This window comes from Fictibacillus sp. UD, from assembly GCF_043558025.1.
Classification (GTDB): Bacteria; Bacillota; Bacilli; order Bacillales; family Fictibacillaceae; genus Fictibacillus.
Genome location: NZ_JARUHH010000002.1, coordinates 277,429 through 301,172, shown reverse-complemented (window position 1 = coordinate 301,172; position 23,744 = coordinate 277,429). Strand labels below are relative to the sequence as shown.

General features: G+C 34.9%; 17 protein-coding genes. 14 read left to right on the top strand and 3 right to left on the bottom strand.

Annotated features, from left to right (window positions below):
- Positions 1-82: 82 nt before the first annotated feature.
- The 8 genes from P8610_RS05140 (at position 83) to P8610_RS05105 (ending at position 10,264) form a co-directional block, all read left to right on the top strand.
- The gene (locus P8610_RS05140) at positions 83-1,975 is read left to right on the top strand and encodes a sigma 54-interacting transcriptional regulator (protein ID WP_394603375.1); all 1,893 of its coding nucleotides are present in this window, start codon (positions 83-85) and stop codon (positions 1,973-1,975) included.
- Positions 1,976-2,142: 167 nt separating this feature from the next.
- Positions 2,143-3,111, top strand: coding sequence for an enoyl-CoA hydratase/isomerase family protein (locus tag P8610_RS05135; protein ID WP_394603374.1), 969 nt, complete (start codon positions 2,143-2,145; stop codon positions 3,109-3,111).
- Positions 3,112-3,149: 38 nt separating this feature from the next.
- Positions 3,150-4,520, top strand: coding sequence for a TIGR00366 family protein (locus P8610_RS05130; protein WP_394603373.1), 1,371 nt, complete (start codon positions 3,150-3,152; stop codon positions 4,518-4,520).
- A 30-nt stretch (positions 4,521-4,550) separates the two neighbouring features.
- Positions 4,551-5,960: a phenylacetate--CoA ligase family protein gene (locus P8610_RS05125; RefSeq protein WP_394603372.1), complete on the top strand. Its 1,410-nt coding sequence runs from the start codon at positions 4,551-4,553 to the stop codon at positions 5,958-5,960.
- On the top strand, positions 5,957-7,006 hold the full coding sequence (locus tag P8610_RS05120; protein ID WP_394603371.1) for a zinc-binding dehydrogenase: 1,050 nt from the start codon (positions 5,957-5,959) through the stop codon (positions 7,004-7,006). The genes P8610_RS05125 and P8610_RS05120 overlap by 4 nt, the downstream gene beginning before the upstream one ends.
- Positions 7,003-7,854 (top strand): 3-hydroxyacyl-CoA dehydrogenase, encoded by an 852-nt coding sequence (locus P8610_RS05115; protein ID WP_394603370.1) that lies wholly within the window; start codon positions 7,003-7,005, stop codon positions 7,852-7,854. Before P8610_RS05120 ends, P8610_RS05115 begins: the two co-directional genes overlap by 4 nt.
- An 18-nt stretch (positions 7,855-7,872) precedes the next feature.
- Positions 7,873-8,649 (top strand): enoyl-CoA hydratase/isomerase family protein, encoded by a 777-nt coding sequence (locus P8610_RS05110; protein WP_394603369.1) that lies wholly within the window; start codon positions 7,873-7,875, stop codon positions 8,647-8,649.
- Between the two features lie 151 nt (positions 8,650-8,800).
- Positions 8,801-10,264 (top strand): GIY-YIG nuclease family protein, encoded by a 1,464-nt coding sequence (locus P8610_RS05105; RefSeq protein ID WP_394603368.1) that lies wholly within the window; start codon positions 8,801-8,803, stop codon positions 10,262-10,264.
- 96 nt (positions 10,265-10,360) lie between these two features.
- On the opposite strand, the gene P8610_RS05100 is transcribed toward P8610_RS05105, so the two are convergent.
- Positions 10,361-10,522, bottom strand: a complete 162-nt coding sequence (locus tag P8610_RS05100) for a GIY-YIG nuclease family protein (RefSeq protein WP_394603367.1) — start codon at positions 10,520-10,522, stop codon at positions 10,361-10,363.
- Between the two features lie 578 nt (positions 10,523-11,100).
- Here P8610_RS05100 and P8610_RS05095 point away from each other — a divergent pair.
- The 5 genes from P8610_RS05095 to P8610_RS05075 all read left to right on the top strand — a co-directional run bounded on the left by P8610_RS05095 (position 11,101) and on the right by P8610_RS05075 (position 22,071).
- On the top strand, positions 11,101-14,880 hold the full coding sequence (locus P8610_RS05095; protein WP_394603366.1) for an AAA domain-containing protein: 3,780 nt from the start codon (positions 11,101-11,103) through the stop codon (positions 14,878-14,880).
- Between the two features lie 272 nt (positions 14,881-15,152).
- Complete coding sequence (locus tag P8610_RS05090) at positions 15,153-16,358, top strand: YHYH domain-containing protein (protein ID WP_394603365.1); 1,206 nt, start codon at positions 15,153-15,155, stop codon at positions 16,356-16,358.
- Between the two features lie 12 nt (positions 16,359-16,370).
- Positions 16,371-16,985 carry a PH domain-containing protein gene (locus tag P8610_RS05085; protein WP_394603364.1) on the top strand — a complete coding sequence of 205 codons (615 nt, stop codon included), beginning with the start codon at positions 16,371-16,373 and terminating at the stop codon, positions 16,983-16,985.
- Positions 16,986-17,108: 123 nt separating this feature from the next.
- On the top strand, positions 17,109-19,619 hold the full coding sequence (locus tag P8610_RS05080) for an McrB family protein (protein ID WP_394603363.1): 2,511 nt from the start codon (positions 17,109-17,111) through the stop codon (positions 19,617-19,619).
- Positions 19,588-22,071, top strand: coding sequence for a DUF2357 domain-containing protein (locus P8610_RS05075; protein WP_394603362.1), 2,484 nt, complete (start codon positions 19,588-19,590; stop codon positions 22,069-22,071). The genes P8610_RS05080 and P8610_RS05075 overlap by 32 nt, the downstream gene beginning before the upstream one ends.
- Positions 22,072-22,117: 46 nt before the next feature.
- Here the strand turns inward: P8610_RS05075 and P8610_RS05070 are convergent, their stop codons facing one another.
- Both P8610_RS05070 and P8610_RS05065 read right to left on the bottom strand, forming a co-directional pair.
- Positions 22,118-22,453: an ArsR/SmtB family transcription factor gene (locus P8610_RS05070; protein ID WP_394603361.1), complete on the bottom strand. Its 336-nt coding sequence runs from the start codon at positions 22,451-22,453 to the stop codon at positions 22,118-22,120.
- Positions 22,454-22,873 carry an SRPBCC family protein gene (locus P8610_RS05065; RefSeq protein ID WP_394603360.1) on the bottom strand — a complete coding sequence of 140 codons (420 nt, stop codon included), beginning with the start codon at positions 22,871-22,873 and terminating at the stop codon, positions 22,454-22,456.
- 150 nt (positions 22,874-23,023) lie between these two features.
- Here P8610_RS05065 and P8610_RS05060 point away from each other — a divergent pair, with 150 nt between their 5' ends.
- The gene (locus tag P8610_RS05060) at positions 23,024-23,728 is read left to right on the top strand and encodes a hypothetical protein (protein ID WP_394603359.1); all 705 of its coding nucleotides are present in this window, start codon (positions 23,024-23,026) and stop codon (positions 23,726-23,728) included.
- Positions 23,729-23,744: the final 16 nt, after the last annotated feature.

Genomic DNA, 23,744 nt, shown 5'->3' with positions numbered 1-23,744 from the left:
GGAAAAAGCGTTTATAAATAAAGAGAGAAATATTTACTAGGGTGGATGAGAAGTCTACATAGGACTTTTAGGGGGGCTCGATATGAAAGTAGGAGTAATATCACCATATCCTGAATTCACAAATTTAGTAAGAGAGATTTCGCATGAAATGGATGTTCCGGTAATAGTCAAAGAAGGTGCATTGCAACGAGGATTATCTGCTGCCAACCTGATGATAGAGAAAGAGAATGTGAGTGTAATCATTGCACGAGGTGCTACAGCTGATTTACTAGAGAATAAGTTGAAAATTCCAATCATCAAAATTACAGTAAATAATTTTGACCTTTTAAAAACCTTCCAGACCGCTAAACAGACATCATCTCAAATCGTTTTTATTGATCATTACGAAAATTATTCATTATATGACATACCATTTATTGAGAAGTTATATTCTGTAAACATAGAATTAAAACAATACCATGATGAAAAAGAAATCGCAGACATAATGCAAGAAATGAAACAACAAGGACAGCACAAAGTGATTGTTGGTACAGCGCATTGTATGGAAAGAACAGCAAAGAAACTAGAATTGTCGTGTTTTATTATTAAATCTACTAAAGAAGTTATGATTGAGGCGTTACATAGAGCATTTGAAACTGCACGTCTTTATGAGAGAGAAAAACTTAGACAAATCCATCTTCAGACTATTATTTCTCATGCATTTGATGGTGTTATTGCGACAGATGTTCAAGGTAACATAAGTGTATTTAATAATGTGGCAAGTGATTTGCTAGATATTAAATCTCAGGAACTGATTGGAAGAGAGTTGAAAAAGATACATCACCCAAAACTAAAAAAGCTATATGGTGATGGTTCTGAAGTTAGAAAAAAAATTTCAAGTTTCGGCAACCAAAGATATGTAGTTAACAGAATTCCTTTAGAAGGTGAAAGTATAGTAATAACTTTTCAAGAAACTAATAAAGTTATGGAACAAGATTCCCAGTTAAGGAGAAACTTACATAATAGAAGATTTTATGCGAAATACACTTTTAAAGATATTCTATATCAGAGTGCTGAAATGGAACAAGTAATCGAATTAGCCAGGTTTTATAGTAAAACAGATAAGAGTGTGTTAATTACGGGAGAAAGTGGAACAGGAAAAGAATTATTCGCACAAAGTATTCATAATGAAAGCAACCGTAACAAAGGTCCTTTTGTGGCGATAAATTGTGCGGCACTTCCAAAAGACCTTTTAGAAAGCGAATTGTTTGGATATGAAGATGGAGCATTTACAGGTGCGAAAAAAGGGGGGAAACCCGGACTTTTTGAGATGGCTCATGAAGGTACATTATTTTTAGATGAAATTGGAGAGCTGCCAATTGATTTACAAGCGAGACTTCTTCGTGTTCTTCAAGAAAGAGAAGTGATGAGGATTGGTGGAGAAAAAATAATTCCTATTAATGTTCGAATCATTTCGGCTACAAATAAAGATCTTAAAGCCTCTATAAAAGATAATACCTTTAGGGAGGATTTATATTTTAGGTTAAATATATTGCGAGTTATAATACCCTCACTTCGAGAAAGAAAAGAAGACCTATATGTTCTAGTTAATCATTTCTTACAAAAGAATGGTGAAGTGGATTATTTGTATGATGAAGAATTTTTACTGTTTATAAAAAACTATGATTGGCCAGGTAATGTTCGTGAATTAGAAAATGTCATTGAAAGAATGACTACTGTAGGTAAAGTCTCTAAAGACATGAAAAAGGTGTTACTAGATCACCCCATTGGAACGATAAATCAAGTAGACAACAACCTAAAGGTAAAAGAAAAAGGAAGCATAGAACTGACATTAGGTACCTTAGAAGAGATGGAGAATCAAATTATTCATCATTTTCAAAAATCATATCAAGGAAATAAGCAAGAAATGGCTGATAAACTCGGATTAAGTCGCACAACACTATGGAAGAAAATAAAAAAATTAGACATTCTTTAATAATTGTTCACTTATTGAACGTCGCGTTCATTTTGCAAACACAGAATGTTCAGAATATTAACTTTGATTAAGTCTTCTCACTTGAGGAGGCTTTTTTATGCATTTCATAAGTTGGCATGGAACTTGCATTAAAGATTAATGTATTAAAAAAATTGGAGGGATTTTATATGAATTCAGATCACTTTTTACATCCAACTCAGCCAGCTGAGGCTAATTTTGAAAAGGTTAAGTATGAAAAGAAGGACATGGTTGCTACGATTACAATCAATCGTCCAGATGTTTACAATTGTTTGAATTTCCAAACGTTACGAGAAATGACACGAGCGTTCGAACTAGCGTCCTGGGATGATGAAGTAGGAGTAGTTGTATTAACAGGAGCTGGTGATAAGGCATTTTGTACGGGTGCTGATATGAAAGAACAAAACAATGATATTTTAGAACGCCCAAGGAACTATTGGAAATGGATGGGGGTTTTCATAGAAGCGCATGAAAAACTCTTAAACATTGGAAAACCAACAATCGCTAGACTTAATGGAATTACAGTGGGCGGCGGAAATGAATTTAACATGAACTGCGATTTAGCAGTTATGGCCGATCATGCTTACATTCGACAAGTAGGAAACTCTCACGGAAGTGTAGCGGCAGGTGGAGCCACACAGTGGCTGCCTATAATGGTTGGCGATCGCAGAGCGAGAGAGATTCTTTGGTTAAATGAAGAAATCAGTGCAGAAAAAGCTCTTGAATGGGGATTGGTAAATGAAGTAGTCCCAATGAGTCAACTAGATGATGCAGTGGATCGAATGGCAAAGAAATTACTAAATAAATTGCCTGAGTGTGTTCGTTATACAAAAGAACAAACAAATTATTGGAAGAAGATGTCTTTAAACCAAACCGTAGGACATGCGCGTGATTGGCTGACAGTTCATACGAGTGCATTTGAAACGCATGAGGCGATGAGAGCATTCAACGAAAAGAGAAAACCCGATTATATGATGTTAAGAAATAGAGCCGCTAATGGGGACTCTTCTGAACACTTATGGGGAGCACCAATGGTTGAATGTCATGAATGTGGAACTAAAGATTTGCCGGAGCACTTTAATCATTGTGGTAAATGTGGAAGTCCATTAACGAAGTAAAGTGATTATCTACCTAAAATGTATAGGGGGTTATGGAAATGAGGCTTTCTGTTTCGGAAAGAGTTGCTAGTTGGTACAGCAGGTATTTTCCTCATGATTTTATCTTTGCAATATTATTAACCCTTGTAGCTATTTTCTGTGCATATGCTTTTACAGCAAGTTCAATTGGTGAGGTTCTTGATGCATGGTTTAATGGTATACCAATGTTATTTACGTTTGCCTTCCAGCTTATGTTTACTTATGCTGCGGCATTAGTACTCGTTGACACCCCTGTAGTGCAACGGTGGATCATCAAAGCTGCCAGTACGATCAAAACACCAACGGCCGCTTACTTAATTACGGGTATTGTTGGAGCATTAACTTCGTTTTTAGGCTGGTATATTGGACCAGTTGTTACGTCGATCTTTGCTCGAACGGTTGGAAAGCAGATTAAAGGGGTGGATTATCCGCTTTTAGCATCAATTGCATATTCATCTTTCACCATATCCTTAACAGGTATCTCTGGTACTATCCCCTTATTCGTGTCTACAGAGGGAGAGCTAAATACACAATTATTTGGTGGTATCATTTCTCTGGATAAGACTACATTTTCCACATTAAATATTGTTTCGTGTTTAGCGATTGTTACGGTTACCACCCTAATCTATTATTTTGTGGCAAAGAACAAGAAGAAAATTACTTCTTTTCAAGATCTAGCAATAGACAACGAGGAAATCGCGAGCAGTATCGAGCCGGAAGTAACTAATTCATCTATGAAAGTTGAAAAATCATTTGCTGACAAAATTAATGATTTTAGACCAACAATCTTAGTTATTGGATTAATTGGTTTTGTGTACCTGTTCTATTATTTTTCGAAAAATGGAATGGCAGGACTAAACTTAAATACTGTTGCTTTTATTGCTTTAGTGATGGGGTTATTAGTTCAAAAGGATGCTGTTAGTTATTCGAAATCATTTTCGAAAAATCTAATTTCCACGGGTTCAATTGGACTTCAATTTCCGTTATATGGGGGAATTGCTTCAGTACTAATGGTATCAGGTTTAGCAGGGAAACTTACAGATTATATTGTAAGCGTTTCCACGGAAACCACCTTTCCAATTCTTACGTTTTTAGTAACGGGATTTATTAACTTGTTTATTCCATCAGCTGGTTCCCAGTTTACTGCAACAGCTCCCTTCTTTATCCCTGCCGCTGAAGCTTTAGGGGTAGAAATGCCAAGGGCTGTAATGGCAATTACTTATGGAGATATTTGGACGAACTTAGTTCAACCCTTTTGGACTTTGTTGTACTTCCCTATTTTAGCTGCTGGTACAAGGCTGCAAGTAAGAGATTTCTTAGGATATTGTCTTCCTATTTTATTAGCGGTCGGTGTGATTTGGATCCTTGCTTTAATGTTCCTTCCTATCTAATAAACTGCAGCATTGAAAGGTGGTTAAACAGTGAGTGTTCCGTACTACCATAAAACGATTGATTGGAATAAACTCGTCTCTGAGTACGAACCTCCTCTCGAGTTTGTAGAGGGAACTTGGAAATGGAGCCGTGACAGAATTGAGCATACACAGTTAGAGAGATTAAAGGAAACATTAAGAAAGGGCAGTGAAATACCATTTTATCAACTTCTGTGGGAGAAACACGATTTCTCCCCAGAAGATGTACTATCACTAGATGATATGTATAAGATTCCTATCTATACAATCGATGATATTAGAGACAGTATAGAGAGAAAACCACCATTTGGTGACTACCAAAAATACCACTTTATTGATGGAACACATACACCTTTAAGATTTTTTACAAGCGGTGGGACGACTGGAACACCAAGACCAACAATTTATTCCCAATGGGATAGAGAAGTAGGTGCTATTTTAAGTGCTCGTACGTTCTACTTACAAGGAATAAAACCAGGTGATGCTGTAATTAACGCATGGTCATACTCAACACACAATGCAGCGTGGATAATGGATCACGCATTATGGCAATGGTTAGGATGTACGCCAATTACAACTGGTACCGGTAATGTGACTCCTACAGAAAAACAGGTGGAATTTGCTAAAACGTTTGGTGCGTCAGCCATTATAGCTACCTCAGATTACTTATTACACATTGCTGATACGGCAAAGAAAATGGGATATGACCCGAAGACAGATTTTAATCTAAGAACGTTATCTGCTTTTGGAAATACCGCACCAGTTGAAGAAGCGTTCGGAATACCTGTATATGATTCCTACGCGTTTCATGAAGTTCAATATGTCGCAGCGGAATGTCCAGCTAAACAAGGACTTCACATATTTGAGGATTCATTTATCGTTGAAGTCGTGGATTTTGAAACCGGAAAACCACTTCCTCCGGGGCATAGAGGAAATATTGTAGTAACGGCTCTTTATAAGACGGGAACCCAGCAGATTCGCTATAATATCCAGGATATCTCGGCTCTTTATGAAATGGTTCCATGTGCCTGTGGCAGTCTGCATAAACGAATGGAATATTTTCAAGGGCGTAGTGACACAATGGTGAAACTGCGTGGCATTAACGTGTGGCCAGAAGCATGCGGAAAAATCGTTTCAGAAGATAGCAGAACCAATGGAGAGTATTACTGCTATGTAGAGAAAGTTAAGACGGAAGGAAAACCTGCAAGAGATGAAATGACAATTTTAGTTGAAAAAAGAAGTGCTGATCAATATGATGCGCCTTTAAAACAAGATTTAGAAGATATTCTAAAGAGAAAAATTGGTGTGAAAATTCATGTGCAGATCGTGGATACAGATTCTTTAAAAGAATTAACAGGACATGGCCATAGAGCAAAACTAAAACGGTTCGATGATCGCCGAAAAGAGGGGATGAACGTATGAAAGCCGTTGTATTAAACTCACATGGACCAATTGATCATTTGAACATATCACAAGATCAATCCTTATTAGACCTTCGAGATGGAGAAGTTAGGCTGAAGATAATGTATTGCGGATTAAACCATCTTGACTTATGGCTTCGTAAAGGTGGAACAGGGGATAAGATATCGCTGCCTCGTATTCCGGGAAGTGACATCGTTGGTGTTATTGAGTCTAAAGGTAAGGATGTACTTAATATATCAGTAGGAGATACGGTGTTAGTTTATCCAGGTAAATCTTGTGAACAATGTGCGTACTGCCAAAAAGGAAGAGAGACACTTTGCAGGGAGTTTAAGATTATCGGTTATCACGTTGATGGAGGCTACTCTGATTATATTAATGTGCCTGTAAAAAATGTAGTTAAAATTACAAATCAAAATCTAGAAGCATGGGCTGCAGTACCCGTTTCCTATGTAACGGCCTGGAATGGTTTAGTAACTAAAGGAAATTTAACCATGTTTGATACAGTAGTGGTTTGGGGTGCTGCAGGAGGATTAGGTTATGCTGCACTTACCATTGCTGAAGGATTCGGTGCGAAAACGATAGGGATCGTTGGGTCAAAAGAGAAGGAACTATTTTTAAGAGAAAGAGGATATAAAGGACATATCGTTGTAAGGACTGAGAATATACAACAAGAAATTAGAGACCTCACAGATAAACAAGGTGTTGATATTGTTCTGGATCACGTAGGACAAGAAACTTGGAAAGAAAGTTTGAAGATGTTAAAACGTGGCGGGCGATTGGCGTTCTGCGGAGTTACAACCGGTCACCAAGCTGTTACAGATCTTCGTTATATTCTAGGAAAACAATTAACAATTCATGGATCTTGGATGGGTGACATGAATGATTTTAAAGAAGTTGTTCAGTTTATTGAAGTAAATGAGAACCTTCCTTATATTTGGAAAACTTACAGTCTTGATGATGTAAGAGATGCACACAAAGTGATGGAAGAACAAAAACACGTTGGGAAAATTGTACTAAAAGTGAATGAAGAGGAACAGGGTATATGACTGTAAATCATGTGTTAGTGGTTGGTTCAGGTGTAATGGGAAGGGGTATTGCTTATTCAGCTGCATTAGGAGGGTATCAAGTAACATTATGTGATATTTCTCAAAGTGCAATAGAAAATGCAAAGAGTGAAATTGGACATTTATTTATTAAAGCGGTAGATACCGGCAGACTTACTTCGGAAAAAGCAGAACATTTTTCAAGTAAACTGCAATATTCCACAGATCTTGAAAAGAGTGCTTCCTCTGCAGATTTTGTTATAGAAGCAGTTCCAGAGGTTATCTCTATAAAAAAAGATATATTTGAAAAGCTTGATCAATACACATCAACTGAAACAATCTTAGCTACAAATACATCCACTATGAGTCCTACTGAAATAGGGTCCTATACAAACCGTGCTGACAGAACAATTGCCATGCATTTTTTCAATCCTGTTCATAAGATGAAACTTGTTGAGATTATTAGAGGACTTGAAACAAGTGACGAAACGTTGCAGATTACTGAAGAAGTAGCTCATGCAATGGGAAAAGAAACGGTTGGTGTAAACGAGTTTCCCGGTTTTGTAACAAGCCGCATTAGCAGTTTAGTAGGTAATGAAGCTTTTAATATGTTGATGGAAGGGGTAGGCTCTCCGGAAGAAATTGATAAAGCCATTGAACTGGGGTTGAATTATCCAATGGGACCATTTAAGTTAGGAGACTTAGTAGGTCTTGATACTCGACTCAAAAATCTTGAATACCTTCATAAAACGCTAGGTGAAAAGTATAGACCAAGCCCACTTTTAGTTAAGTATGTGAAAGCAGGAAGATTAGGGAGAAAGTCAGGTAAGGGCGTTTATAATTACACATAAATGTGAAGGAGAACGTCTATGAACTTTGAATATTTGTTATTAAATGTTGAAGATCATATTGGCACAATTACAGTAAATCGACCAGAAAAAAGAAACGCAATGAATTCAGAAAGTTGGATTGAACTTCGTGATGCTGTGAGTTATTTTAATCAGTTACCAGAAGTTAGGGTTATTGTGATCACTGGAGCAGGAGAACAGTCATTTGTTTCAGGTGCTGATATTGAGTGGTTAAGAGATCGTCAGCCATTGGACATCTACGGATCAGCTGTGCAGGATGTTCTGTTAAGTGTCTATCAATCAAGAAAACCTGTGATAGCGGCTATTAATGGATATGCATTGGGCGGCGGCTGCGAGCTTGCAACTGTATGTGATTTTCGAATTGCTAGTGAGCATGCAAAATTTGGCCAGCCTGAGATAACCCTTGGTATCTTGCCGGCAGGTGGAGGGACACAGCAGTTAACGAGATTGATCGGACTTCCGAGAGCAAAAGAACTAATATTAACAGGAAAGATAATAGATGCACAGCAAGCTTATGATTATGGTCTAATTACTGAAATGGTGGCCAAAGAAAAATTAAAAGTTAGAGTGAGAGAATTTGCTGGAATTCTTGCAAAAAAACCGCCGGTGGCCTTGATGCTGGCTAAGATTGCCCTAAATGAAAGTGTGACAACAGATTTAAACGCAGGACTCGCACTTGAAAAATCATTGCAAGCAATCCTTTTCAGTACACAAGATAAAATAGAAGGAACGACTGCATTCTTAGAAAAAAGAGATGCTCAATTTATAGGGAAGTAATTTCTTGAGACCTGTTTCAGGTCTTTTTTTAGTTGTTAGCTAAACCCTTTTAATCTAAAAATATTCAAAAAGGAATTTACATATTACTACATAGTAACTATTTTGGTATAATTTAAATCGGTGAAATAAACAAGAGACTGAGGCGGTTATAATGTTTAGTAAAATAAAGAAGTTATTAAACTTAAACAAAACTATTATAGAGAGAGAACAATACTTAAAGGAAATAGAGAATAAAACTAGTAACAAAGAAAAACTGTATGAAGAAACTGTAGCAGAAGCAAGAGAATCTATTAAGGTTGAGGCTGATCAATTAAAACAATCAGCAATAAAAGAAGCTGGTCTAATTAAGTCAAATGGTGAGAAAGATTTAAATGAATTAATTAGCGAAAAAGAAAAAATGGAAAATGAAACGAAAAATATTCAAGAACAGCTAGAAAAAGCAAACAAAGAATTAATGAAGATAAAGAAAGCGGCTGCAAAATTTAAAAGTGAATCAGTTGGAATTAAAGAACTTATCGAAAAATTTCCTAGTGCAGTAGATTTTACAGTGATTGAACAGGATCTAGAGGTTCTAGAACAATCGTTAGGTGATGGAGTATTAAATACAATAATAGAGCTTAACCTACACCATAATGATTCAAAAATATTAAAAAAAGAAATGAATGCTAACAATAAAGAAATTAAAAAGTTACTGACTACCTATGAAACACGATATACAACCAAAGCGAATAAAACAATTTATCATTTGATGGTTATTGGGTTACAAGCTGAATTACAAAACATTCTTTATACACTCACTTATACCAACTTAGAAAAAGCAAAAGACAACGCTAAGAATTTAATCGATAAATATTTAACGATTTGCGGAAATGGCAATGCTAACATTTTACCAACTATAACCCGTTTCTTAACTGAACTAAAACCACTTTTTATTAATGCAATTGAAATAGAGTATAAATATTATGTGCAAAAGGAAATAGAAAAAGAAGAACAACGCCGAATAAGAGAACAAATGAGACAAGAAGCAGAGGAACAAAGGCTTCTTGAACAAGAACGAAAGAAAATAGAAAAAGAAGAGGAGAAGTATCAGAAAGAAATTAATAATAATAAGGAGCTATTAAGTAAAGAGACTGATCTTATAAAGATAGCTGCTCTAGAAGCTAGACTAAAAGAATTAGCACAACAAGTTGAAAAAATTGAAGAACAAAAAGCAGAGATAGTTAAAAGAGCAAATGGTAAAGCTGGTTATGTTTATGTAATTTCTAATTTAGGAGCATTTGGAGATAACATGTTTAAAATTGGTATGACAAGACGCCTAAATCCACTTGATCGGATTGATGAACTTGGCGATGCTTCGGTTCCATTTAAGTTCGACATACATGCAATGGTGTTTAGTGATGATGCAGTTGGATTAGAGCAAAAAATACATCAAACTCTCGAAAAAGAAAGAGTAAATAAAATAAACCTACGTAAAGAGTTCTTTTACTCCGATATAGTAAACCTAGAGAATATAGTACAGGATATCGATCAAACTGTTGAATTTACAAAAACAATGAAAGCTCTTGAATATCGTCAAAGTCAAAGTATAAGAGAAGAAGAATTACAAACTATATAATTTAACTAATGATAAAACTTATCTGATTTTAATATAAGAAATTTTTAACTTAATATTCAACTAAGGAAAGCTGCCAAGTTAGGCAGCTTTTCGCATTTATACAGTTGCTTCATCTTGGTTTAACTGAAACCATTCTCCTACTAGACGTTTATGAGAAAAATGTTTGTGAAAGGCTACTTCGGTTTGATGATGATTACCGGTCTTAATGAGATAAATAAGTTCATTCTTAAATGGTAGTTTGACACCAAAGACATTCATCGTTTTTCAATATGTTTTGTCTTTCCGATTTTAAAAGTTCCGTTCATATGCTCTTGGACAAAATAAACATATCCTGGAGCCTTCCCCCTGGAAAAGGCAAGTCTATTATTTTTGCAGTTCATGCTGATCTGGTTGGTATAAGTATATTTTCTGTGGAGAAAGTAATACGTTATGTACTGGTAAATCTCTGTGATTCTTTTTGCTTAAGAATGAAAGAAATCCTTTTAGCAATGCTCCTGTCTCCTTTCCAAATACAGTAAAATAATATGTGTTTTAATAGAATAATGAAATTTGGAAAATATTACAAATGATATATTATATAATAAGAGAAATATAGAGCTTACACATCAGTTATAGGGTTGTGAGATAAGGAAAAATGTGAAATGAAATGAATATTTAGGCTTTAGATAATTACTAAGAAAAATCTTTCTACATCCACAATTAAACTGTTTTTTTAGTGAAGAAAGGTATTACTTTAAAATATATTTTTGTATTTTATTGTAAAAGGAAGAAAGAAAGATATAATGGAATAGGAATTTTTTAAATGAAGTATTTTCTTTAATAAAAAGGGTGAGATCATGAATGAAGAAGTAATGAAACAAAAACTTGTTAATTATAAAGATAGATTGAATGATTTGAGTAAAAGAAATCGTTCCATTAGAATGTTAAAGTTGTATGATAAATGGGCATTTGATTTAAATAATCTATCAAAATTAAATTTAGACCCAACAAAAGTAATTAGTAGAATTGTAGAGCAAAAAGGAAGCGCAACACTACTTAAGCAAGACGTAAATAATGAGGAAATATTATTATACTCTGCAAAATTAAATAACTTATATAGAAACTTAAAGGCAATTGAGGAAGAGACAGGACTATATGATTTATACCTTGGATACCCATACATAACAGGTAACATGTTAGATGGTACATATGTTAGGGCACCATTATTTTTATATCCTGTAAAACTTATTAAAGAAAAAGCAGGAGGTACAAAGTGGACTCTATCAATGGATGATAGTGAACCACAATTAAACCGTACTCTTTTTCTGGCGTTAAAAAAACTAAGTGGAATAGATTTTACGGAAGATCTTTTTGAGGAAGCAGAAACAATTAGTAAACAAATCGATTTCTTAAAATGGACGACTTGGTTAAAAGATTGTTCTTTAAATATGTTATGGTCCTCTAATCCGACTGAGATTAAGCAATTTGTAAACTTAACTCAAGATTTAATACCACAATTGAAAAATGGCGAGTTCCAACTTGAGAATTTATCAATACTAGGTAATTTTCCTCAAGGAAACTCAGCATTACTGAAAGATTATGAAGATCTCATTACTTTGTCCGGATTAGAAGATAATCATGGTGTATTAGGTGAACTGCTGGGTATTGAAAACCTTGATTCCACGGAAGACGATGAAGAATCAGAAATAGAACAATATAAGGAATTAGCTGAGGCTGAAAAGTTTTATGTTTTAAACACAGATGCTTCTCAAGAAGAAATTATTAAAGAAATTGATAGGCAAAAAGGAATGGTTATTCATGGTCCGCCTGGAACAGGTAAATCACAGGTAATAGTTAATCTTATTGCAAATTTTATGGCAAAGAATAAAAAAGTTCTACTTGTATGTCAAAAAAGAGCAGCTCTTGATGTAGTTTACCAAAGACTGGACTCAATAGGTCTTTCAAAACAAGTTGCTTTATTACACGATGAAAAGAATGATAGAAAGAACCTTTATTCTCGTATCCATACTTTATTAGATGACGACTCAGTAATACATGAGTATGAACATGATTTGATACAGCTGTCCAGAAAAATTGAGCAATATGAAAAAGAATTAAATAGTATTGCAAAGGGACTTTATGAAGTTCAATCACATGGATATAAGGCTTATGATTTGTATGGCTTAGGAAAACCAATTACAGAAATAGAAGTCATATTGAATTTAGAAAATATATTACAATCCTTAAATAAAGACAATTTTGAAGACGTGCTATCAAAAATTCTTTCATATGGCAGTTTTTATGGACGATTTGGTGGAAATAATTATCCCCTAAAAGATCGGAAAACGTTTAATAATTTAGAGATAAAAGATCGTCAGAATTTAATAGAAATTTTGAATAAGGTCATTGAAAAAGCAAATAAAAGCGTTGAGTATTTAAATACTTTTGAACAAGAAGAAATTACACCAGAGTACACATGGTTAATAAGCGATAAACTTGAGAAGATCTATGATGATTTAAACCCAGAAGAGAAGAAAAGTTTACAAAAGCTAAGGTTATGGTGGTGGACTTCTTTTTCAGGGAAAACTATTGTCGAAGAATTATTAAATGGTGATAAATTTAAAGGACTAACTTCAAAAGAATGGCCAAGGTTAAGAGAAAGTTTAAAGGTGTTATTTGAACTTTCAAAGGTATCAGAAGGTATGTCTAAAGAACTGACCTCATTAAAGACATATTTTACTGATGATTCGATTAAGAACTTAAATAATAGAGTTTCAAAAGGAGATATCCCAGTTTTAGACCTTCAAAAAATGCAAGAATTTATTATTCAGGATTTTGAAGATTTGAGATTAATGGATAGAGATTATGATGAAAGTTTACCTTTTATCAAAAGCATTATTGATAGACTCAAAGAAAAAACAAATGAGAATATTCATAGCCAACTTGCTTTAGAATGGGTAGATATTGTAAAGCAATCAGCATATATTCATTGGATTGATCAAATTGAAAAAAAGCATCCATCTATAAGTAAAATAGGGTCTGAGGAATTAGATAGAGTCAGAGAATCTTTTAAAAATGTATTGAATGAGAAAAAAGATTTATCAGCTAAAGTTCTATCTTATCGCCTATTGAAATGGTTATACCACTCAAAACAAATGAACAGCAAGCATTTTAAAGAACTTAAACATCAGGTTGGTAAGAAAAGAATGGTTTGGCCAGTTAGAAAATTGGTACGCCAATTTTCTTTAAATGGACTTTTGGATGCTATGCCTGTTTGGTTAACTTCTCCTGAAACTGTCTCTGCAATTTTCCCTTTGGAAAAAGATATGTTTGATGTTGTTATTTTTGACGAGGCTTCACAATGTACAGTTGAAAATGGGTTACCTTCAATATATAGAGGCAGTAAAATAATTGTTGCTGGTGATGAGAAACAGCTTCCCCCTTCAAATTTATTTAAGGGAGAAATACAAGTTGATGAAGATGAAGAAGATGAAAATGATCTGGAGTATTCAGAAAGTCTTTTGAACTTATCAAAACGTATCCTGCCAGAAAAGATGCTTCAATGGCATTATCGATCTAAGTTCGAGGAGTTAATTAATTTTTCTAATCACGCCTTTTATAATGGCAATATTCAAATAGCCCCTAACGTATCGCCTTTGAAAGATCCGGCAGCAATAAAGTGGCTTAAGGTTGAAAATGGAACTTGGATTAATCAATGTAATGAAGTAGAAGCTATTGAAGTAGTGAATTTACTTAAAAGAATAGTAAATGATCATCCTGGAAAATCAATAGGTATTATTACGTTCAATGCTAAACAACAAGATAAAATATTGGATATTATTGATAGAGAAGTTGAAAATGATAAAAAATTTGCTGTGCAGTACCAGCAAATTATGAGTAAAGAATTAGATGAAAGAATTTTTGTGAAAAATATTGAAAATGTCCAAGGTGATGAGAGAGATATTGTCATATTTTCAATCGCATATGCAAGAAACGAACAGGGGAAAGTTTATAGTCGTTTTGGCACTCTTAGTCAACGTGGCGGTGAAAATCGTCTAAATGTAGCTGTTTCTCGTGCAAAGGAACAAATCTATGTTGTCTCAAGTATTGAACCAACTGAATTAAACGTTATTAATGCGAAGAATGATGGTCCGCGATTACTGAAGAATTATTTAGAATACTCTAAAGCTGTTTCCGAAGTAAATAAAGATAAGATTGAAACACTCATTACAAAGATTAATGAAAACCACAATACTAAAAAACAGGAATTAGATCTATGGTTTGATTCACCGTTTGAAGAGCAGGTTTACAAGCAACTTTGTAACCTGGGCTATAAAGTTGATACACAGATTGGCATGTCAGGATACCGAATCGATATGGCCGTTGTACATCCTAATAATCCTCAAAAATATATACTAGGTGTTGAATGTGATGGAGCAATGTTCCATAGTGCTGCATCAGCAAAGGAGAGAGATGTATACCGCCAACGTTTTTTGGAATACAAAGGCTGGAAGATAACTAGAATTTGGAGCAGAAATTGGTGGAAAAATTCTAGTAATGAGATTGAAAAAATTGATCAGTTGATTAAGAAGATTGTTCGTGAAGAACGGATCAAAGAAGAGGTAACAATAGGATAATTAAAATGAGCACTTGTCTAATAGGACAAGTGTTTCTTTCTGTTTCTAATATATTTATTAAAATACAATCTTAATAAACTAATTAAGTTACAACAATTAACATATTTCAAGACTTAACCTTTAATTCAAGCCAATATCTTAACTCGATATTTTTTTGGGGGTCATTGTCGAAAAAGTTGCATTTAATTTGAAAATTTTCTTGAAATAACTTTAATAAGGTATTAGTATTAAATTTGGAAATAAATGAAAATGTATCAAAGGGAGATTGGGACATGGGGAAATATTTAGTTTTAATAATGGCATTGGTGATACTAGTACTGCCTCACCAAGGTTTTGCTCACTCTGGAAGAACTGATGGTAGCGGGGGTCATAACTGTTCAGCAAAGTCTCAAGCAAAAGGATTATGTACGGGGTATCATTATCATAATGGTGGAGGATCTAGTGGAGGGGCAACCCCTGCACCGGCGCCGGCACCAAAACCGGCTCCTGCAACTCGCAGTGATAAAGATTGTTCAGATTTTGCTAACTATGATGAAGTTGTAGCTTATTGGAATGCAAAAGGTTATTCAGCTACAAATGATCCGGAGAGATTAGATGGATTTGGTAATGTTGTAGATGATGGTATTCCATGTGAAGTACCAAGTGGATATGATACCGCAAAAATAAACGGAAGTCCAAAACAAATCGAACAGCAAGATTCTGCAAAAGGTGAAAAAGCCGGCTATCAAAAAGGTATAGCTGATGGTACAAAAGGTGCAGAGGAAAACGATTCTTCTACTGGCTCAGCAGCTTACCAATCTGGCTATAGCACCGGTTATGCTAAAGGATATACTGAAGGAATGCAAAAGTTTGAAGAGCAGAAAAAAGCTGTTGATAAAGAAGGATACGAAGCTGGTAAGAAACAAGATAAGCTAGTCCTGCCTGCAAAGTATCAAGGTAACGCACTTTTAAAACAAGAATATGAGAATGGTTTTAACCGAGCTCTAAAAGAAAAAGAAGAAGCACAGATTGCTAGTTTTCAAGAAAAAGGTCTTGAAGATGGAACGAAAGATATTAAGAATACTCCTGAGAATGTAAGTCAAACTTTAATAAGCGCATATGTTTCTGGATATGAGGAAGGCCAAAAGAAATTAAAAGAAAAGTATTTAAAAATGGGCTATAATGCTGCATTTACAATCATTTCTTATAAAAAGCCTGCTTTAGAAAAAGAAAAGTTTATTAAGTGGTACAAAGAAGGATTTGAATCCAATAAAGAAATCGAAAAAATAGAAGAAGTAGCATACGAGATGGGTCTAAATGAAGAAAAGTATGAAGTCCCTCAAAAATACCTTAAAGCTGAAACGGTATACAAGTATCACTATGGATTAGGAGAACAAGCTGCTGAGGATGCTGATGATACAAGAACAACGATGTTTGGGTTAGGAATAGCTGCTTGGTTAGGAAGACGATTCTATGTGGCACGTAAAATGGTAGCTTAAGGAGAGAGTTAGATGGGAATCTATCAAAAGATATGTTATAAAACTGAAGATTTATTTGTAAAATTTTTAACTAAGAAGCAAGATAATATACTAGTAAAAGAAAAAGTTCAAACTTATCGAAGTAATAAAGAAGCTGTGAGAGAACAAAAGCGTATAAAAAGAAAACAAGTCGCTGAAGAACACCAACAACAACTTGAAGCACAGAAAGCAAAAGAAAAACAAGAGGTTGTTAATCTATTAAAGTCACTAGTCAATGACTCCTACACGACTTATGAATTTAACGAAGTGAAAAATAATAAAGCATTCTTTCAATCTCTTATACGAAATGTGTTTGAGCCGGATGAAAAAGGATTAACCTTCTTATTCTGTGAGTTTGATAAAAGCAGTAAAAAAGAAATTAAAGGTTACTTAATCGCTACCAACAAACGAGTGTTGTTCTTAAATAAGTCACTAGACTTCCAACAAAAATTCCGATATCAAACCATTAGAGACATTAAATGGTTTAATGACGGCATGCTGGAAAAAGGTCTCTATATGCAATATGGTGTCAAACGACTAGAGTTTGATGAAATATTTGATAAAGAGCAGATGGTACGTGTTGTAAATAAAATATTAAAGCAAATATAAATATTTAAAGCACTTGGCTATTACAGCAAGTGTTTTTATATATTACTTTTTTTGGTACAAGGTTATTGATATCATTAAGCAAAGAAATGATTAAATATTATCCACATGAAGGTAGCTGATTGCATGCTTGAAAAATTAGTTATTAACTATTTAGAGCGCTTTAATGTTGTTCAGACTTTAAGTTCAATGCAGACTAATTCAATTAAAATAAGTGATGAAGGTTTCTATGTAGAAACAGATTCCTCCAAAATAAAGTTTGAAGTAGGTGAAAAGGAAAGTTCTTGGGAGCTGATTTCCTATCTATACTTATATGATGCATGGAATGATTTTTCCAATACTAGACTAGCTAATTCCTCAGACTTTGTTAATGCTAAGGGTCGTACATCTTTTATTATGGCCCTGTTTTCTCAACTACCATTTGTGTCAGTAACACAAAAAAATGGAAAGAAAGCAATAATATTAAATCAATATTTAACCGATCAATTACCAGAGATTAACCTAAATCAAGTTTTAGAATTATTAGAAGAAGTTATTTTCAAGAAGTTAGATCTGAAATTCCTCAAACAACGTTACCCAGAAGACAATGTTTATCGACTAAAGTCGCGTGCCCGTCAAGGTTTGAGATTATTGGGTTTTATTAATAGTGAATATGTGCTGAATGCAGATTTAATAGATGAGTATAGATCTGGATCTGGACAAAATAAATCAGAAATTCTTAAAAAACAAATAAAGAAACACCCATATTTCTCTATTATATTGGATTTACTTTCAAGTTCTTCCGATTTAGAAAAGGTATATAAATTCCAAGCCATCAAAGAACTTGGAATGTTAATTGTTAAGAATTCTACTGGTGATAATTTAATGCGTGATTCTGTCGCAGATGCTCGGACAAGATACATGCTTTCTTGGATGCAAGAAGTTGATTTACTTGATGAGGAGTTGAACCCAATTATGGAAGAAAGCATTCGTCCTTTACTTGTTAGAACAATGCAGGGATATTTAAAAGCTAGAACGGAGCCATTAACTAATCATTTCATGGGAAAATTAGTTCGAACGGAGTTACCTGAAGCAATTAGTAGATTGCCTTTTATAGATAGGGATATGTACTCGGTGAAAGGGTCAGTAGGGCAAGGAAACTGGGCTACGGTTCCTTGGTTAGCCATATTAAATACGAAAATTACTACATCTACACAACGTGGATATTATATTGTTTATTTATTTAGTGAGAATATGAAAGAGTTATATTTAACATTTGCACAAGGGATTACTGAAACATCTAGAAATGAAATGTTACAGCTTAATGAGGAAATAAGAAAGAACGTTGAAATGAATGGTGTAATAAAAAGTAATGATTACTATCTTGGTGAAAGTGCAAAAGCAAGAGGTTATGTTGAAAGTACAGCAGCTTTTATTAGATATTCGTTAGATGACATGCCTTCTGAAAATCAACTTGTTAATGATTTAGAAAAAATGATCTCTTACTATGAAAGTTTTATAGAATATAAAAACGAAAATCGTAATGAAAATGTGATACCTGAAAATCTAGACGAAAAAGAAATAACTGAACATGTACACGAATACATAAAAAGCAAAGGTTTCTACTATAAAAAAGAAGAAGTTATCAATCTTTTTCTTTCATTAAAAACAAAACCTTTTGTAATACTCTCTGGAATTTCAGGAACAGGTAAAACGAAAATGGTTCAGTGGTTTGCTGAAAGTATGGGTGCTACCGAAAAAAATGGTCAGTTTACTTTAATTCCAGTTCGACCTGACTGGAGTGATGGATCTGATCTGTTAGGATATGTAGATATTAAAGGTGACTTTAAGAAAGGTCCTTTAACATCGGTGTTAGAAACGGCAATGGATGATCCGGATAAACCTTACTTTGTTTTACTCGATGAAATGAACTTAGCCCGAGTTGAGTATTACTTCAGCGATCTATTAAGTGTAATGGAAAGTAGACGCTGGGAAAATGGAGGGATTGTTACTACACCAGTACTCCCTTTTGAGGTGGATGGTAGAGACATTATTCTTCCTTCAAATGTTTATATTGTTGGAACGGTTAACATGGATGAGACAACCCATCCTTTTAGCAAAAAGGTGTTGGACCGTGCAAATACAATCGAGTTTAATAGAGTTCAATTGGATCATTTTGCTTTCTTAGAAGATCTTGAAGAACAGGAACCTTTGTCTATCAGAAATCAGTTGATTGCCGGAGACTTTTTACATTTAATAGATGCTTATCAAGAGAATATGGATTTAATTAAAAATGTTACAGATGTACTAGTTAATATTAACAGACAGCTTGAAGGTGTTGGAGCACAGGTAGGGTATCGTGTTCGAGATGAGATTTGTTTTTATGTAATTTATAGTGAGAAAGATAACTTACTGACATTTGAAGAAGCGATGGACCAATCGATTTTACAAAAGATACTGCCTCGCATTTCAGGCAGTGATGAGCGCGTATGGGATACTCTTAAAGGGCTTTATGAGATTTGCACAAATCAAGTCTACGATGGCGATGTCCTACCCAATTTTGATAACTCAATATATCCAAAGTCAGCACAAAAGATTGTGGATATGATTAGGAGGTATCAGTTAGATGGTTTCACTTCCTTCTGGATTGGTTCGTGAGGATGTTGAACTCGTATTGATCGAAACGGATCAATTTACTCTTTTTATGAAGGGAAAACCGTATCATCAGCGGTTTGAAGGGTTGTCTCAATATAAGAAGAAACTGCAGAATGAAACGATGGAATTTAAGGTTGATGGGGAGTCGATTCAGTCTGTTAAAGTTTTTGATGTAGACCAACAAATGCTTTCGGCTGGATCAACTTTTAGACCTATCTTTTTTGAGAATGGAAACTATCAAATTATCGTTACATCAAAAACTGATTCAGAGATAGAATTCTATCACGAACATCACCTTTTACGAAACGCTGTGAGTAGTGTGCCAGTTGGTCCCAAACAAGTTTTAATGGGCAGTCTGCAATTTCAAAATGAAGTCGGTTTATCAACATTTGAAATTCGTATGCAAGGAAAAACATTATTATCAGTCACTTTTGAGATATTTCCTTCAAAGCTTGATTATAAAGAAGATTATCGAAAGCTACTCGATGAAGTGAATGAAGAAATTTATAATCTAGCATTTCATTTTTTACGAAAAACGTATCTTGGTGCGAGAACTAGGGCAGAGGGTGAAGCAAGTGCTGCTGAATTTTATCGATTAATTCAACATCATTTCAGGTCCTTTCTACAGGCAATCAAAAGAATTGAGCAACAACCGCATCATCAGTTAATAACCACTCATCAGAAAGTGAGAGGGGATCAACTGAAGAAGTTGGACTCTTTTGGTCGAAATCAGCTTAGAAAAAAAGCCTCATTGTTTCAAGAGGTCCTAAATGGTATCAAGTTCAGGGACAAAGAGCTTATGCCTATTGAGGGATGGCAGGTTAAAAAAGAGCACTCATTTGATACGATGGAAAACCGTCTGATTAAGTGGTTGATGATTCGAATAGAAGATAAGCTTAAGAATTTGCTGCAAAAAGTAGAAACACCTATTGGAAGATACAAAACAGAATCAGATCAAGAAGTGGTTAAGTCAATAAATGACATGCAGAAGCTATTACAACAAAGAATAAAAAATCCCTTTTGGAAGACGATTAGTAAATTGGACCGTTCTGTAATGAGTTTAGTAATTCAGATGGCATCCGGTTACAGAGAAGCGTTTCAAATCTATGTTTTACTTTCTCGTGGATTGGAACTACATGGTCAAATTTATAAAATGTCTGTTAAAGATGTTGCACAGCTTTATGAGTATTGGACCTATCTTAAGCTTGGTGCTCTATTGGATAAGAAGTATGTCCTCCTTTCTCAAGATGTAGTTAAGGTGAATCGAGAAGGTCTGTTTGTAAACCTCGACGGAAGTAATTCTGCTAAACGAGTATATCAGCATCATCATACAGGGGAAAAAATCATCCTTCAATATCAAAAGGAAGAAAAACACCTTCCTACAATTACACAGAAACCAGACACGATGCTGAGTATTGAGAAGAAAGGTAAGGATTACAGCTATAACTATATCTTTGATGCCAAATATCGTATTGATTTTGCTGTAGAAGATAGTTATTACGGAAAACGATATAAGACCCCTGGTCCCATGGAGGATGATATAAACACGATGCATCGATACCGTGATGCATTAGTTGTTCAACATAAAGGACCTTATGAAAGAACAGCCTTTGGGGCATATGTGTTATTTCCTTGGTTTGAAGAAGAGTTGTATGAACAGCATGCTTTTTATAAAAGTATTGATTCCGTTAATATCGGTGGGTTACCTTTCCTACCGAATGCAACCAGGTTAGTTGAACAATTTGTGGAACGTCTTATTGAAAAAAGTCCAGAAGAGATCCAAGAAGAAGGCATACTTCCAAGAGGTACATTAGATCGTTGGCAGTCTTCAGTAGATGAAACCGTTCTGGTTGGTTTAGTAAGCGATGAAGAAATTCTTACAGATTGTATCCATCATAAAACGTTTAAGATAGCTTTGAAGGACTTAAAAAAAGGATGGCAAGAGGCAAAATATATTGCACTTTACCTATCTAGTAAGGTTTCTAGTAATAATGGGGTAGAGTATTTTGGTAGGATTGATGATATAAGGTTCAGTATGATTTCAGGCAATGAACAAGTTGTTACTTTTACTGTGATAGCTTGGGAATCCTTAAAGAAAGTCATCAAACCAGTTGGTTATGGTATTTCTTCATATATGTTAACCACATTAAATACTTTAAAAGAAGCTGAAGAATTACCTGAACTTTATATGAAAAGTAAAGATGAATTAGCGGTTTGGAGAACAATGCGCAGGTTAACAAAGAATCCTAGGATTGATTTAAACCACACTAGCCTTGATCATGCATCAGAAATAGTACAAATACAGTCAGGTGAAGTATCAGTTTCTGTTGGGAAGTATGAAATACAAGTAAAACGGATAGGAAGTATGCAGTTAGAATCTTTAGATAGAGCAGAATTTTTGATTAATCCAAATCGATTGTTTAAGAAGGTTATTGATATTTTAAATAATAAATAAGTACAAACAACTTGGATTTAGTATAAAAAGCTTAAGGAATTGCTCCTTAAGCTTTTTCCTCTTTGTCATCCTCAACCAGATACTTCAACATAGTTAACTTATTCTCCCAAAACTTCTCATAATAAGCTAGCCACTGCTTCACTTCTGTTAAAGGCTCAGGGTGCAGTTGATAAATCTTTTCCCGACCTTCTTTACGACCTGATATCAGTGCAGCCTCCGTTAAAATCTGAAGGTGCTTCGTCACAGCTGTTCGGCTCATATCAAAGTGATCGGCTATCTCTGAGATAGGCCGTTCATTTTCTGAGAGCAATCTGAGTACTTCACGTCTTGTTGGATCAGCGATTGCTTTAAAGACATCGTGTTTTTCTGCTGGTGCTACCACTTAGCTCTCAACGACCTTTTTCAGTCTCTCATTCACAATACCAACCCATCCGCCGTTCATGCGGTCGCGGATAACAGAATTCTTTTCATTCGCTTTTCCAACAATCGCGTCTTCTTCTTTCCATCCACTATGGATCAGAGTGAACTCTGTCTGATCTCCTTTTTCTTCTAACAAAAATGTAACGACCCACCCGTCGTTGTCCCATGAAAATGAAAGCTTGTGCGGCTCATCAATTACGAGCACCTTACACGGTGAAGGACCAAAAGGAGACTGAATATGAAACTCATGTCCTTCCTCGGCTTTAAAGTCATTTGGCATGAACCAAGATGACATGCCTTCTGCTGTTGATACAGAATCCCACACTTTTTGGATCGGTGCATTGAAGAGTGCCGTTTGTTTAATATCAGGTAATGTTGCCATGAAGGTTCATCTCCTAAAAATAATATATAACCATTTGGTTGCATGTTTAGAATATAACACCTTTTAGTTGTATGTCAACATGAGATAGAGGACCTTATCATGCAAGTGGAGAATATTTACATGTGTAGAATGTTTACTTTGGAGGAAGACATGAAGAACTCTTTGAAATTACTTTTCGTATTGACTATCGTTTTCCTCTTTACATCTTGCAGCCGTGGTTCGATCGGATGCCCAGATGGCGATATTGAGTGGATTCATGCTGTTAAGATTAAGGATGTTAAGTATGAGCATGACTTTCCAGATCCACACGATCAGGTTGAACTAAATATTGTACAAGGTGATGTCATTGGTGAAGTGAGCTATAAAATGGCCGATGACGCTTGCAGTTACTATAAAATGAAAAATGGTGACGCGACTTATCTAGAGGAATGGACTCCTATTTACTCCATAAAAGATACCCCTATATCACTTGCTGTTTTAGCGAATGATCAGGTCTTTGTCGTGGAACAAAACACAAAAGCGAAAACGGTCGGAGAGTATTATCCCATCCAAGATCTTGTTAAAAACATACACATTGAAAGCACACTAGACGGCAGGAGACTTCATACGTTTTCTGAGGCTTCAACGGATATCTTTCTCGATGAATGGCTGGCACTCCCACTGCAGGATAGAGAACAATTAGCGAAGGACAACAAAGATGACGGAAAAAGCATCTTTTTAGAAATTGAATTAAGCAATGGAATTACTTTTCGAGAAACCTATTGGCGGGATAACAAAACCTTTCATGTAGGAGCTGTCGGGACGGAGAGGCTTGCTGAAACCATAGAAAAAGAATATTCCTTAATTCATGAATGAAAGAAGGGGAACAACG

Bases quoted from the DNA above. Each gene is read 5' to 3' on its own strand.
- P8610_RS05140 (WP_394603375.1), top strand. From the start codon at position 83: ATGAAAGTAGGAGTAATATCACCATATCCTGAATTCACAAATTTAGTA.
- P8610_RS05135 (WP_394603374.1), top strand. From the start codon at position 2,143: ATGAATTCAGATCACTTTTTACATCCAACTCAGCCAGCTGAGGCTAAT.
- P8610_RS05130 (WP_394603373.1), top strand. From the start codon at position 3,150: ATGAGGCTTTCTGTTTCGGAAAGAGTTGCTAGTTGGTACAGCAGGTAT.
- P8610_RS05120 (WP_394603371.1), top strand. From the start codon at position 5,957: ATGAAAGCCGTTGTATTAAACTCACATGGACCAATTGATCATTTGAAC.
- P8610_RS05115 (WP_394603370.1), top strand. From the start codon at position 7,003: ATGACTGTAAATCATGTGTTAGTGGTTGGTTCAGGTGTAATGGGAAGG.
- P8610_RS05110 (WP_394603369.1), top strand. From the start codon at position 7,873: ATGAACTTTGAATATTTGTTATTAAATGTTGAAGATCATATTGGCACA.
- P8610_RS05105 (WP_394603368.1), top strand. From the start codon at position 8,801: ATGTTTAGTAAAATAAAGAAGTTATTAAACTTAAACAAAACTATTATA.
- P8610_RS05100 (WP_394603367.1), bottom strand. From the start codon at position 10,522: ATGAATGTCTTTGGTGTCAAACTACCATTTAAGAATGAACTTATTTAT.
- P8610_RS05095 (WP_394603366.1), top strand. From the start codon at position 11,101: ATGAATGAAGAAGTAATGAAACAAAAACTTGTTAATTATAAAGATAGA.
- P8610_RS05090 (WP_394603365.1), top strand. From the start codon at position 15,153: ATGGGGAAATATTTAGTTTTAATAATGGCATTGGTGATACTAGTACTG.
- P8610_RS05085 (WP_394603364.1), top strand. From the start codon at position 16,371: ATGGGAATCTATCAAAAGATATGTTATAAAACTGAAGATTTATTTGTA.
- P8610_RS05080 (WP_394603363.1), top strand. From the start codon at position 17,109: ATGCTTGAAAAATTAGTTATTAACTATTTAGAGCGCTTTAATGTTGTT.
- P8610_RS05075 (WP_394603362.1), top strand. From the start codon at position 19,588: ATGGTTTCACTTCCTTCTGGATTGGTTCGTGAGGATGTTGAACTCGTA.
- P8610_RS05065 (WP_394603360.1), bottom strand. From the start codon at position 22,873: ATGGCAACATTACCTGATATTAAACAAACGGCACTCTTCAATGCACCG.
- P8610_RS05060 (WP_394603359.1), top strand. From the start codon at position 23,024: ATGAAGAACTCTTTGAAATTACTTTTCGTATTGACTATCGTTTTCCTC.